Source organism: Streptomyces anandii JCM 4720 (genome assembly GCF_014650655.1).
GTDB lineage: Bacteria > Actinomycetota > Actinomycetes > Streptomycetales > Streptomycetaceae > Streptomyces > Streptomyces anandii.
The window spans coordinates 69,597-82,796 of sequence record NZ_BMVJ01000025.1 but is presented as its reverse complement, the minus strand read 5'-3'; the positions used below and the strand labels follow the sequence as shown (position 1 = coordinate 82,796).

Genomic DNA, 13,200 nt, shown 5'->3' with positions numbered 1-13,200 from the left:
GGGCCGTGGACTCCAGGCGGGCGCCCATCTGTTCGGCGATGGACATGAAGAGGTTGTTGAAGACCTCCAGCAGAACCGGATCGACTTCTGTGCCGAGATCGGAACTCTGTGTGACCGCCGCGCGTTCCAGGATCAGATGCCCGTCGTCCACGACCGCGGCCCGCCAGCCGTCGTCGACGACGGTCGTCGCACTGGCCTCGGTGACGATCGCCGGGCCGGTGAGGGTGGCGCCGGGAGGAAGGTCCTCGCGGCGGTGGAGCGGGACGTCGTGCCAGGCGCCGCCGGTGTGGAGGGGGACGGTCTCCGGCGCGGCGGGATGGCCCGCGCGGGCGGGCCGGTAGGGGGCGAGGGCGGACAGATCGGGGGGTTCGGTGATGCCGGTGGCTTCCACGGAGAGGGACTCGACGACGACCGGGCGGTCGAGCGTGAAGGAGTACGTGGCGCGATGACGTTCTTCGAAGGCCCGGCCCATGGTGCCGGGTTCGGTCAGCTCGACGGTGAGGGTGGTGTCCGTGCCGTCGTAGCGCAGTTGGGCGCGCCGGGTGACCCGGACGCGCTCCTCGGGGACGTCCTCGGCGAGGAGTTCCGCGCGGGCCGCGCCCTCGAGGTCGTCGGCGGTCTTCCTGATACCGGGCATGGCGCCGGGTTCCAGGCGGGCCTCGACGGACTGTTCGCGCATGGCCGTGGTGTCGGCGAGTCCGATGCCCAGCGCGGACAGCACACCCGCCATGGGCGGGACGAGGACGGTGCGGATGCCGAGCGCGTCGGCGACCATGCACGCGTGCTGGCCGCCGGCTCCGCCGAAGGTGGTCAGGGCGTAGCGGGTGACGTCGTGGCCCTTCTGCACGGAGATCCGCTTCACGGCGTTGGCGATGTTCGCGACGGCGATCCGCAGGTAGCCCTCGGCGACCTGCTCGGGTGTGCGGTCGTCGCCGGTGCTGTCGCGGATCTCGCGGGCGAGGGCGGTGAAGCGCTCCGTGACGAGTGCGGCGTCCAGGGGCTGGTCGCCGCCGGGGCCGAAGACGTGCGGGAAGTGGGCCGGCTGGATCCGGCCGAGCATGACGTTGGCGTCGGTGACGGCGAGCGGGCCGCCGCCCCGGTAGCAGGCGGGGCCGGGTTCGGCGCCGGCCGAGTCGGGGCCCACGCGGTAACGCGAGCCGTCGAAGTGCAGTACGGATCCGCCGCCCGCGGCCACCGTGTGGATGTCCAGCATCGGGGCCCGCAGCCGTACGCCCGCGATCTGCGTGGTGAGGACGCGTTCGTACGCGCCCGCGAAGTGGGAGACGTCGGTGGAGGTGCCACCCATGTCGAAGCCGATGACGCGGTCGAAGCCGGCCAGCTGGGACATGCGGGCCATGCCGACGATGCCGCCGGCGGGCCCGGACAGCACGGCGTCCTTGCCGCGGAACTGCCCGGCCTCGGCCAGCCCGCCGTTGGACTGCATGAACATCAGCCGTACGCCCTCCAGTTCCCGGGCGACGTGCTGGACGTAGCGGTCCAGCACGGGCGACAGGTAGGCGTCGACGACGGCGGTGTCCCCGCGCGGGACCAGCTTCATCAGCGGGCTGACCTCGCTGGACAGCGAGATCTGCGGGAAGCCGACGCGGGCGGCCAGCTCGCCGACGGCCCGTTCGTGCGCGGGGTGCAGATGACTGTGCAGACAGACCACGGCGACGGCGCGGATCCCGTCGTCGTAGGCCTGCTGGAGGGGGCCGGCGAGGGCGTCCAGGTCGGGGGCGCGCAGGACGGTGCCGTCGGCGGCGATGCGCTCGTCGACCTCGACGACGCGTTCGTGGAGCAGTTCGGGCAGGTCGATGCGGCGGGCGAAGATGTGCGGGCGGTTCTGGTAGGCGATGCGCAGGGCGTCGCGGAAGCCGCGGGTGACGACGAGGAGGGTCCGTTCGCCCGTGCGCTCCAGCAGGGCGTTGGTGGCCACGGTGGTGCCCATGCGGACCGCCTCGACGGGCTCGGTCGAGCCGCCGAGGATTTCGCGGACCCCCGCGACGGCCGCGTCGGCGTACCGCGCGGGGTTGTCGGACAGCAGCTTGTGCGTGATCAGGCCGCCGTCCGGGCGGCGGGCCACGATGTCCGTGAAGGTGCCGCCCCGGTCGACCCAGAACTGCCAGTCGGCCATCTTACCACTCCGCATCCGCGCCGCTCACAGCGCCCGCAGGCCGTTGATCACGTCGCGCAGGATGCTCTCGTCCGGCAGTTCCGCCGGTGGCACCGGGCGGTTGACGTGCACGTACTCCTCGTCCACGAGGTCACCGACGAGCACGCGCACCACCCCGATGGGAAGGTCGAGCTCGGCGGCGAGCTCGGCGACCGACTGCGGGGTCCGCCGGCACAGTTCGACGATGTCGACGTGCTCCGGGGACAGCGCGTTGTCGGTCTCGGCATCGTCGACGTGGGGCTCGGTGACGACCACCGCGATCAGGTCGAGGCGGTGCTGGGCCGCGTGGCTGGTGCGGCCCCGGGTCATGGCGTACGGACGGACCACCGGTCCGGCCTCGTCGTCGAACCAGTGGCTTCGTGCCTCACCGTCTGCGCTCATGTCATCTCACTACCCGCCGGAGGGCAGATCGGTGCGCGGAGCGGCCCCCAGATGCACGCCGACCCGCTTGACCAGCAGTGTCATCTCGTAGGCGACCTGTCCGACGTCGGAGTCGGCGTCGGACAGGACGGCCAGGCAGCTGCCGTCGCCGGCCGCGGTGACGAACAGGAACGCCTCGTCGAGCTCGACGACCGTCTGCCGGACGCTGCCGGCCTCGAAGTGCCGGCCCACGCCCTTGGCCAGGCTGTGGAAGCCGGAGGCCACGGCGGCCAGGTGCTCGCTGTCCTCCCGGGTCAGGTCCTTGGACACCCCGGTGGGCAGTCCGTCCCCGGAGAGGACGATGGCCTTGCGGATGCTGGCGACGCGGTCCACGAGATCGTCGAGGAGCCAGTTCAGCTGGGCCTTGTCGGTCGCGGTGTGGCCGGTGGCCTTCGGTGCGGTCATCGACCGTCCCCCTTAGTCGTTCCTTGTGCTGTGCTGCCGCCCGGGGCGTCGTCGCCCTCGGCGTTCTCCTCACGGCCGCGCTGCCAGCCGCGCTGGAGCGAGGCCATGCGGCTGCGGACCTCTTCGGCGTCGCGTTCGACGGCCTCGGCGCGGTCCTCGGTGCGCCGCTGGGGAGCCTGTTTCAGTTGCGGGGCGAGGTTCGCCTGCCGCACACGACGGGGCAGCGGTCCCGCTCCGGATCCGGGATCGCCCGGTGCGGTGGCCCGGTCACCGGACGGCCGGTTCGATGCTGCCCGGTCACCGGGGATCCGGTCGGCGTCCGGCCGGTCGCCGGGAATCCGGTCGGCGTCCGGCCGGTCGCCGGGGGTGCGGTCCGTGGCTGCCGGGCCGCCGGCCGCGAGGGCGGCGCGGCGGGTGCGCTGCGGGAGGGCCGGGGGCTGCTCCGGTCCCTCGCCCGCCACCGGGGGCACGGGTCCGCCGCGCCCCTGGTGGCGTTCGGCCGCGGGCCGGCCGAGGGGCGTCTCGCCGCGACGGCGGGCCGGCAGCGGCACCGCGGGTCCCGCTTCGCCGGCGCTCGCGGACGCGGCCTTGCCGTCCCCCGTGCCGCGGCGGGAGCGGTTCTCGGTGACCGGTCGTCCGTGGGAGCTGACCAGCTTGGGCGTACGGCGCCGGGGCAGGGAGAGCGGCAGGTCCGGTTCCTCCTCCCCCGCTTCCCCGGTAGCGCGGTCGGCCGCGCCGAGCAGGCCGGCACCCGGACGGTGCTCGGCCAGGTGGTGGGTCGTCGCCTCGTCCGGCTTGGGCTGGTCCGGCAGCCGTCGGGGACGGAACAGACCGCCGCGCCCGCTGTCCTCCTCGCCCAGGGCTCCCGGGAAGCTCTCGATGACGTCCAGGTCGACCGGCGCCTCCAGTTCCACCGGGCCGTCCAGGAGGGAGGCCGGCAGTCCGGGCAGCGGCACGGGGGACGCGGTGAGAGCGGACCCGCGGCTCTCCGCGCCCTCGGCGGCCTTCCCGGAACGCTCGCGGTCCAGACGGAAGCCGATGCCGTTGGTGTCGGGCACCTCGTCGGTCAGCAGCGCGTCGGGGATGAACACCACGGCGGTGATACCGCCGTAGGGCGAGGGCTGGAGGGAGACGCGGACGTTCTGCCGCTGGGCGAGCCGGCTGATGACGAACAGTCCGAGCCGGTCGGTGTCGGAGAGTTCGAACTCCGGGGTCTCCGCGAGCCGGAGGTTGGCGTCCAGCAGCGCCTCGGCGGCCATGCCGAGACCGCGGTCGTGGATCTCCAGGGTGAAGCCGTTGGCGACGCGTTCCCCGAGTACCTGCACCGCGGTGTGCGGGGGCGAGAAGACCGTGGCGTTCTCCAGGAGTTCGGCCACGAGGTGGGTGAGGTCGGCGACGGCCGGACCGGTGACGGCGACCCTGGGCAGCCGGCGGACCTCGATGCGCTCGTAGTCCTCGACCTCGGCGACGGCGGCGCGCACGACGTCCATCAGTTGCACGGGCCTGCGCCACTGCCGGGACGGGGCGGCGCCGGAGAGGATCACCAGGCCCTCGGCGTGCCGGCGCATGCGGGTGGTCAGGTGGTCGAGGCGGAACAGGTCGGCGAGTTCCTCGGTGTCCTCCGTCCGGCGCTCCATGGCGTCCAGGAGGGTGAGCTGCTTGTGCAGCAGGACCTGGCTGCGGCGGGCGAGGTTGACGAAGACCTCGGAGACCCCGGCGCGCAGTTCGGCCTGCTTGACGGCGGCCTCGACGGCGGCCCGCTGCAGGGTGTTGAGGGCCTGGCCGACCTCGCCCATCTCGTTCTTGTCGTATTCCAGGCGCGGTACCTCGGTCTCCACGTCGACCTGTTCGCCGGCCGACAGGCGGCGCATCACGCTGGGCAGCCGGACTCCGGACGCCTCGTGGGCCTCCAGGCGCAGCTTCCTCAGGTCGCGCACGAGGCCACGGCCGATACGCACGGACAGGAACAGGGAGAACAGCACCGCGATCAGGCCGAGGACGCCCGCGACGGCCGCTTGGAGTATGACGTCCATGGCGACGGGCCGGACGCGGTCCTGATAGCGGTCGTTGGCCTGGTCGTCGAGCGTGCCGAGGTCGTCCAGGACGCTCGCGGCCGCGGTGTCCCAGCTCTTGGCGGACACGTCACGGGGTGTGCCCGTCCGGGTGGACGACGCGGCCTGCTCGGCCGCCCGCAGTGGAGCGGTGGAGGCGTTCTGCCAGAAGCGTTCGTAGTGGCCGCGCTCGTCGGCGGGAAGGTACGGCAGGCTGATGCCGTACATCAGGGTCCGCTGGGCCACGAGGTCGGAGACGTCACGGCTCTCGTCACGGGTGAGCGTGCCGACGACCAGCGAGGAACCCAGCAAGGCGTCCTCGCGGGAGAGGAGTTCACGGGCCCGGGCGAGGTTGACCAGGGCGCGGTACTGCTCGTCCAGCTCTACGTCGTCGAAGACGTGGAGGTCGGCGAGCAGGCCGTAGCAGGGGTCCACGAGGTGGTTGTAGAGGCCCAGTACCTGGATGCGGCCGGCGGTGCCGTCCTCGACGCTGCGGCGCAGGGACCCGATGCCGTCGAAGGCGTCGAGCACGGCGGTGAGCCGTCCGCGGCTGTCGTCGTCCATCGCGTCCCGGACGTCGGCGTCGCGGGCGTTGCCGCGGACCTTGGCGATGGCCTCGTCGGTGGCGGTCCGGCTGCGCCGCAGGGCGGCGAGCTGGTCGGAGGCGCGCGGGTCGGCGAGGTAGACGAGGCTCTGGCGGCGCTCCTGCTGCAGCGCGCGCACGGCGTCCTCGGTCGGATAGGAGACGTTCTCCACCACGGACGACGCGTTGAACAACTGGGTCGCCTGGCGTCCCGTGATCACGGTGGCGAACGCCCAGATCGCCGTCAGGGACAGCAGCGGCACGAGAAGCAGCGCCACGATCTTCCGGCGGATGGACTTCCCGCGAAAGCGCATGGCCTCCCCCAGCTCGACCCCCACCGGAAGGGGGTACACATGTACGTCAACAAACGGCGCGAGCCTACTACCGACACACAGTTAACTCGAAGAGCCGTCCCATGGCCGAACTCGCACGTCCACGACGAGAGATGGCGAGTTGTCCGGGCATTGCGGGAGATGACGGCCCAGGAAAGCGGTGACTGCGAGCGGGCGGAACAGGTGGGCCGGCGTGGCCGGTTGGCCGATATTTTTCCCTGCCTGGGAATCTTCGTGACGTCTCGTTCGTCCTTCTCCATGGGACATGGGGCGGAATGGGGCACTCGAGCCGCGTCTCGCACCTGGGCGGCGTAAAACAGCGCAAGCCGGGCAGCCCAACTGGGGAGCGGGTTCTTCGGAAGACCGAAGCGAGGTCTGCCGGCGGTGGGGAGTGAGGCAGTGATGAGCACGGCGCAGCGGTACGGGACGCGTGAGCTCGAGGTGCGGTCGGATGCCGGAGAGGCTGAAGGACAGCCCGGTTACAGACCGTTGTGGGTGGAGGAGCCCGCGCGGCGGCGGAGGCTGCCGGATCCGGTGCGCGACGCGGCGGTGCGCGCGGTGCTGATCATCGCCGTGACACTGATACAGGCGGTGGTGGCCTTCCTCTGCACCATGGCCGGGTCGTGGCTGGCGTTCCCGATGGTCCTGAGCAGCGTGGTCAGCACGGTGGTGGCCACCTGGGCAGCGCTCGACGTCTGGGTCACCCGACAGGTGTGGAACCAGCGCAACGGCGTGGTGTCGGCCCCGAGCAGCACCGCAAGGGCCCTGCGGCGCGAGCGTCGCCGGAGCCGTCGGGAGGAGCGGGCGGCCGAGCGGAGGCAGGAGCGGATACGCCGGCACGGGGGTACGGGGCAGTTGTCGCACTCGTAGTCCGGCCGGCCCGACGGGCGGTTTCGGCAGCCCGGGTGTTCCGGAGAGCGCGAAGGCGCGTCGCGCGCACCAGGTGAGCGGAATCATGACCCGGGCCGGGCAGACGCACCCCGCTGCACGCCACGTTCAGCGCAAAGGTGCTGCTCGCGCACGATCCGCCGGCCCTGCGTGCAGATCCGCCGACTCGTCCCCTGGCCCGTTTCACGAGCGCACGATCACCGCCCCCTCCGTACTGCGCGCCGAGTTGGAGGCCGTGATCGAGCAGGGCTACGGCATGTCGGGTCCGGTGTACCGGCTCGGCCCCGACCGGCTGCCCGGGCTCGCGAAGCGGAGTGTGGCGGCCGGCGCCGAGCTGTCCCACCGGATCGGCTACGGCTTCCGACCCGGCCCTGCTGACGGGTCCCGGCGCGGTACCACGTTGCGCCTCACGCCGGCCGTCTGAACATCCGGGTCGCCGTGATCTCGCTGTGCACCGCCTCCTCGCCCGTGGCCTGCTGGGGCAGACCCGGCCTGAGGTGTTCCTCCACGCTGATGTACTTCAGTCCCGCCCTGAGGTCGGCGTCGTTGCGCAGACGGATGACCAGGGGGAACTCCGCGAGCGCGGTGGTGTCGAACAGGCCCGTGGTGTAGAGCAGCTGGACGCCGAGCGCGTCGGACACGGCCCGCTGGAGCTCCAGCAGATACGTGGCGTTGGCGCGGCCGATGGGGTTGTCCAGGAACAGCGTGCCGGCGTGGCGGTGCCGGTCGTGGCCGCGGTCGTTCGACCTGAGGGCCGCCATCGTGCAGTACAGGGCGATGGCCGCGGTGAGCAGCTGGCCGCCGGAGAACACGTCGCCCATCTGCCCGACGGGGACGCGCTCGGCGCGCAGCACGGCGTCCGGCTTGAGGATCTCCACGGCGACGCCCTTGGGCTGCAGGGCGGCGGCCACTCCGCGCAGCAGCAGGGACATGCCGTCGCGGCGCAGGTCGGAGTTCTTCCGCACGGCGGCGCGGGTCGCCTCGTCGATGACCTCCCCGAGCCGCTCGGTGAGCGTGGCCTGGTCGGGTTCCTCGAAGCGGATGCGCAGGAACTCCTGGCCCGACCACTCCCCGAGGCCCTCCGGCAGCCGGGACAGGCGCTGCGCGGACCTGAGCGTGGCGAGCGCCGACTCGACCAGGCCCCGCAGCCGGTCCACGATCGAGTCGCGGTTGCGCTCCAGTTGCTCCAGCTCGTCGGTGAGGACCCGCAGCCGGGGCGCGAAGGCGTCGGCCCACTTCTGGGCGTGCTCGGGCAGGGCGGCGGCGGGCAGTTCGCGGATCTGCTGCCGTGCGGGGGTGCGGACCTGCTCGTAGCGGGTGGAGTTGGCGTGCCGTACCAGGACGTCGCTCGCCTCGCGCACGGCGGCCTCGGCGGCGGACAGGTCGGCGGCGCAGCCGCGCAGCGAGCGGCGGGATTCGGCGGCCGCGTGCCGGGCCTCCTCGGGGCTGCCCGGATAGGGCTCCGGCTCGTCCTGCTCCTCCTCGCTCGTGTGCTCGCGCAGCAGGTCGCGGAGCATGGCGGCGATCTCCTCGAAGCCCCCGGCGGCGTCCTCGGCGGCCCGGTGGGACTCCAGCAGCCCGGCGTGCGCCTCACGGGCCTCGGCGAGCGCCTCGGTGCGGGAGGCGAGTTCGGCGGTGGCGGTGCGCAGCAGGGCCTGTGCGTGCTCGGCGTCGCGCGGGACCAGTTCGCCGGGGAGCCCGGTGTGCGCCTCGCCGTCCTCGGGCGCGTGGCGTTCGGCCTCGCCGCGCAGCCGCCCGAGCTGCTCGCTGGCGGACGACATACGGGTCTCCAGGAGCTGCACCAGCTCCTCCGCGCGGGCCGCGGCGGCCTGCCGGGACGGGCCGTCGGAGCCGTCAGGGGACCGCAGGAGCTGCTCGGCGCGGGTGCGGACCTTGTTGCTGAGCCGGTCGAGTTCGGCGCGGGCCGCGCTCTCGTCGCTCTCCGCGCGAGCCTGTTCGGCGCGCAGGTCGGCGCCGACGCCGACCTTCTCGTAGACCTGGGATGCCGCCCGGTAGGCCTCGCGGAGGGCGGGCAGGGACGTCCTGGGCGCGTCCTCGTCGGCCTCCGGTACGTCGTCGGGGGCGCCGGCGATCTCCGATCGCTCGGCGCGCAGGGTGCGGGCGGTGCGGCGGGCGTCGTCGGCGGCGCGCTGCGCGGCGCGCCGGTCCTCGTCGGCGGCGCGGGCGCGGTCCAGGCAGGCCTGGGCGCGGGCCTCCGACTCGGCGGCCTCGTCGGCGAGTTCGCGCAGTCTGACCTGCCAGCCGCTGCGCTCGCGCAGCCGGAAGGCGAGCCCGGCGAGGGCGTCGGCGGCGCGGCGGGCCCGCTGTGCGGCCTCCTGACGCTCGTCGCGCACCCGGGCGGCCTCCGCTGCGGCCTCGTCGGCCTCGACCCGCGCGGTGCGGGCCTCGGCCAGCTCGGCCTCGCACTCCTCGGCGAAGGCGCGGGCGTCCCGCGCGGCACCGGCCAGTTCGGTGAGGCGTCCGGCGGGGCAGCCGGTGCGCCAGGAGGCGAGGCGGGCCGCCAGTTCCCGGTCCTTGCCGAGCCGGGCGGCGAGCCGCCGGATCTCCTCGTCCCGTTCCGTCGCCCGCGCGCGCAGCGCCTGCCGCTCCTCGTCGGCGGCGTGCTCGTCGTGCATGGCGGGGTTCGGCGGTACGAGGAAGACGGCGCCGTCGGCGGCGGCGGCCGGGGTGGGCGCGAGCAGCGCGGCGGCGGTGCCGACGGCGACCGCGGAGCGGGGCAGCAGGGCGGCGTCGGCGAGGGTCTCGCGGGCGCGGGCGTGGGTGGCCGGGTCGGTGATGATCACGCCGTCGACCAGTTCGGGCCGGGCGGCCAGCACGCGCGCGTGGTCGGCGGGGTCGACGGCCTGGGCGAGGTAGCGCCAGCCGGGCAGCGCGGGGATGCCGTGCTCGCCGAGGAACTCCACGGTGGCCAGCACGTCGGGGCCGGGCGGCAGGAGGCCGCCGTCGCCGAGGGCGCCGAGGATCCGGGCGTCGTCCGCGGCGGCCGTGCGCAGTTCGAACAGGTGGCGCTCGGCGCCGGAGACGGCCTCGTCGAGGAGTTCGCGCAGCTCGTCGGCGAACCGGTCCAGGTCCTCGGGGCCGAAGGCGCCCTCGGCGGGCGCGCGCGAGCCGTCCGCCAAGGTGCCGTCCGGGCCGCCCTCGGGCGCCGCGCCGGGCCGCGCGGAGCGGGCCGCGGGACCGCCTTCCGCGCGGCCGGGCGACGCGGGGCTCCCGTCGTCGTCACGGTGGCCGTGCCCGTGCCCGTCGCCGGACGTCGCGCCGGGGCCCGTGGCTCCGGGATCGCCCGCCGACGGGGCGGATCCGGTGCGGGGGCCCGGGACTCCGGGGCGTCCGGGCAGGGCGCGGCCGGGCAGGCCGAGCAGTTCCGCCAGCCGGTCCTCGGCCGCCAGTGACTCGGCGAGGCGCCGCTCGGCCTCCACGGCGCGCTCGGCCGCGTTCGCGGCGTCGGCGGCGCGGGCGGCCGTCAGTTCCGCGCGGGACTCCGTCGAAGCTGCCTCGCGCGCGTGCTCGGTGGCCCTGCGGGACGCCTCGCGGGCCTGGTCCCAGGCGGCGACGGCCGTCTTCTCGGCGTCGCTCGCGGCGAGGGCCGCGCGTGCCGGGTCGGCGTCGGGGGCGCTGTCGTCCAGCCAGCCGGCGCGCACCGCCTCCGCGGTCTCCTGCTCGACCTCGGTGAGGCGCTGACGCAGGTGCCCTGCCTCGCTGCGGGCGCGCTGCGCCTCGGTGGCGGCGGCGGTCTGGTCCCGATAGGCGGCCTCGCCGGCCTGCTGGAGCCGCGCGGAGCGCTCCTCCTCCTCGTTGGCGAGGGCCTCGGCGCCCTCCGCCGCGGCGTGCAGGGCCCGTACGAGGTCCAGGGCGGCCTTGGCGCGGGCGGCGAGCGCCGGGGCCGCGTCGCGCTCGGCCTCCTGGATGGCGGCGGAGACGCGGGCCGCGCGGTCTGCGGCGGCGCGGTGGCGCAGCACGGCCTCGGCGGCCTGCCAGGCGGAGTGCAGGGTGCGCGCGTCGGCGAGCTCGCGCTTCTGCGCGGCGGCGGACTTCTCGGCGGCGGCCAGCGCCAGGGAGGCGTGCCGGTAGGCCAGTTCGGCGGCGATCAGGGCGCCGCGCTCGCGGGCGCCCTCGGACTGGGTGACGGCGTGGGCCGCGGCCGTGACGCGCTGGGCGAGGTCGGCCGCGCGCCCGCGCTCCTGGACGGCCCGCGCGGACAGCCTGCGGGCCAGGGTGCGGGTGCGGCGCTCGGCGCCGGCGAGGATGTCACGCGCGCGGGTGCGGGTCTCCGCGGCCTCGACGATGCGGCCGAGAAGGTCGACGGAGCCGGCGGTGAAGTCGCGCTCGGCGATCAGCTCGGCGCGCCGGCCGAGCTTGTTGCCGAAGCCGCTGACCAGGTCGGCGAGGCCGTCGGTGTCGCGGGTGTCGGTGACGGCGCGCAGCAGCAGGTCGGTGAAGTCGGAGTCCTTCTTCACCGCGAACAGTCCGGCGGCCTCGCCCTCGTCGGCGTTCATCTCCCGCTGGTAGCGGAAGAGTTCGGGGTCGAGGCCGAGGTCGCCCAGGTGCTCGATCCAGCGGTCGTGGATCTCCTCCCAGTGCACCTCCAGGTGCGGGTAGGCCTTGCCCGCCTCGGTGAGCGCGTCGCGGAAGCCCTTCATGGTGCGGCGGCGGCCCTGCGCGCCGGACTGGCCCTCGACGGGCGGCCGCACCGAGGTGGCCTCGGCGACGGGCAGGTTGTCGAGGGTGAGCCCGGGGCCCGGCCGGAAGGAGTACCAGGCCTCGGCGAACTTGCGCGGGTCGTTGGAGACCTGGCGGCCGCGCCACTCGCTGACCTTGCCGACGACCACGCACTCGCCGGTCTGCACGTGCTGCCACTCCAGGGCCACGTGGCCGCAGTCGTCGGCGAGCAGGAACTTGCGCAGCACGCCGGAGCTGGCGCCGCCCAGGGTGTTGCGGTGGCCGGGCAGCATCACCGAGAAGATCAGCTTGAGCAGTACCGACTTGCCGCCGCCGTTCTCCAGGAAGAGCACGCCCGCGGGTGCGGGCCGGCGCGGCGGGCCGACCGGCTCCTCCTCGAAGAACTCCGCCTGGGTGGGCGCGGGATCGGGCACCGGCTCGCCCACACCCCGCAGGTCCAGCACGGTGTCGGCGTAGCGCGCACCGGCCGGACCGATGGAGTAGAGGCGGACCCGGGACAGCTCGTACATGGCGGACTCTCGTCAGTCTTCTGGGTGCTGCTTCGTGCGGTTCGGGGGATCAGGACGGCGATGGCGGGTGGAAGGGCAGGCCGGCGTCGGCCACCAGTTCCAGGTCCTCGGTGTCCTCGGCGGGCAGCAGGCTCGCGGTGCCGTCGGTCACGGGGACGACGCCCAGTTCGAGGAGTTCGGTCATGGCCGCACCGGCCGCCATGTCGCGCACCTGGAGCTGGTAGCGGGCCGTCGTGCGGTACGTGCCGCCGCTCTCGTCGCCGGTGCGCTGCAGGAACCCGGAGTCGGTGAGGAAAGCCAGGGCCTTGGCGACGATGCCCGTCGTGGAGGCGGCGGGGCGGCGGGCGTCCTTGGTGGCGCCGGTGGCGCTGCGTCTGGACCAGACGCGCCAGGCGGCCTCGAGTCCGGGCGCGTCGGTGGCGGGGTCGGTGTTCTCCCCGGCTTCCCCGGCCCGCTCCTCCAGGCGGCGGCAGGCCTGGCGTACGAAGGCGTCGACGCCGTTGACCGTGACGCGCCCCATGTAGCCGTCGTCGGCGAGGTCTTCGGGCCGGGGGAAGGCCAGGGCGGCGACGGCCAGGTGGGCCAGACCGTGCAGGAAGCGGTCGCCGGAGTCGGCGGCGGTACGGCGGGCGTAGTCGCCCATGCGGACGGCGAACACCGAGTCCTCGGCGGCGGTCACCGCCATGCCCGCGCGGGGTGACACCTCCAGGACGACCAGGCCGAGCCCGGCGGCCACCGCGTCCGCGAGCCGCGCGAACGCGGGGTCCTCGCGGTGGCGGCGGAGCAGTTCGGCGTACTCCTGGTCGCGTGCGGGCTGCAGCTTGGGCTGCAGCCCGAAGGCGACGAGGCGCGCGGCGTCCGCGGCGTCGGCGGGGGTGACGGCGGCCGTCGCGGGGGCGCCGCCGGCTTCCGGCTCACTCCGGTCGACGTGCTCGGTCACGGTCGGTGCTCCTTGGTGCGTTGGTGCTCACTTGCCTGAAGTTGCTCAGAGGTGGGGTGCCGCTCGGATCTCACGCGGCCTCCGTCCGGTCGGCGGCCATCCCGGCCGCGTCCAGCAGCGCGGTGCCGACGATGAGGTCGGCGCCGCCGAACTCGGGGTCGTCCAGCTCGGTCCCGTCGTCCACGGCGAACAGCAGCT

At 74.4% G+C, this 13,200-nt stretch carries 7 protein-coding genes and 1 pseudogene; 2 read left to right on the top strand and 6 right to left on the bottom strand.

Annotation, left to right across the window (positions count from 1 at the left end; all coding sequences use genetic code 11):
• From IE249_RS39060 to IE249_RS31040, 4 genes are all read right to left on the bottom strand, one after another.
• Positions 1–2,134 (bottom strand): hydantoinase/oxoprolinase family protein (locus IE249_RS39060; protein ID WP_308434421.1); only part of this gene is annotated, 2,134 nt, incomplete at its 3' end.
• Between the two features lie 24 nt (positions 2,135–2,158).
• Entirely contained in the window at positions 2,159–2,554 is a 396-nt protein-coding gene (locus tag IE249_RS31050; RefSeq protein ID WP_189710155.1) for a DUF742 domain-containing protein, read from the bottom strand.
• Positions 2,555–2,563: 9 nt separating this feature from the next.
• A complete protein-coding gene (locus IE249_RS31045) occupies positions 2,564–2,998 on the bottom strand; it encodes a roadblock/LC7 domain-containing protein (protein ID WP_189710153.1) in 435 nt (144 codons plus the stop codon).
• Complete coding sequence (locus IE249_RS31040; RefSeq protein ID WP_189710183.1) at positions 2,995–5,946, bottom strand: nitrate- and nitrite sensing domain-containing protein; 2,952 nt, start codon at positions 5,944–5,946, stop codon at positions 2,995–2,997. The genes IE249_RS31045 and IE249_RS31040 overlap by 4 nt, the downstream gene beginning before the upstream one ends.
• A 420-nt stretch (positions 5,947–6,366) precedes the next feature.
• On the opposite strand from IE249_RS31040, the gene IE249_RS31035 reads away from it, so the two are divergent.
• Positions 6,367–6,834 carry a hypothetical protein gene (locus tag IE249_RS31035; protein WP_229859631.1) on the top strand — a complete coding sequence of 156 codons (468 nt, stop codon included), beginning with the start codon at positions 6,367–6,369 and terminating at the stop codon, positions 6,832–6,834.
• Between the two features lie 98 nt (positions 6,835–6,932).
• A pseudogene (locus tag IE249_RS31030) lies at positions 6,933–7,276 on the top strand (IclR family transcriptional regulator domain-containing protein); the annotation flags it as partial.
• On the opposite strand, the gene IE249_RS31025 reads toward IE249_RS31030, so the two are convergent.
• A complete protein-coding gene (locus IE249_RS31025) occupies positions 7,260–12,062 on the bottom strand; it encodes a coiled-coil domain-containing protein (RefSeq protein WP_189710149.1) in 4,803 nt (1,600 codons plus the stop codon). The pseudogene IE249_RS31030 and the gene IE249_RS31025 overlap by 17 nt on opposite strands.
• A gap of 49 nt (positions 12,063–12,111) precedes the next feature.
• A complete protein-coding gene (locus IE249_RS31020) occupies positions 12,112–13,002 on the bottom strand; it encodes a hypothetical protein (protein ID WP_189710148.1) in 891 nt (296 codons plus the stop codon).
• Positions 13,003–13,200: the final 198 nt, after the last annotated feature.

Bases quoted from the DNA above. Each gene is read 5' to 3' on its own strand.
- IE249_RS31040 (WP_189710183.1), bottom strand. From the start codon at position 5,946: ATGCGCTTTCGCGGGAAGTCCATCCGCCGGAAGATCGTGGCGCTGCTT.
- IE249_RS31035 (WP_229859631.1), top strand. From the start codon at position 6,367: ATGAGCACGGCGCAGCGGTACGGGACGCGTGAGCTCGAGGTGCGGTCG.
- IE249_RS31025 (WP_189710149.1), bottom strand. From the start codon at position 12,062: ATGTACGAGCTGTCCCGGGTCCGCCTCTACTCCATCGGTCCGGCCGGT.
- IE249_RS31050 (WP_189710155.1), bottom strand. From the start codon at position 2,554: ATGAGCGCAGACGGTGAGGCACGAAGCCACTGGTTCGACGACGAGGCC.
- IE249_RS31045 (WP_189710153.1), bottom strand. From the start codon at position 2,998: ATGACCGCACCGAAGGCCACCGGCCACACCGCGACCGACAAGGCCCAG.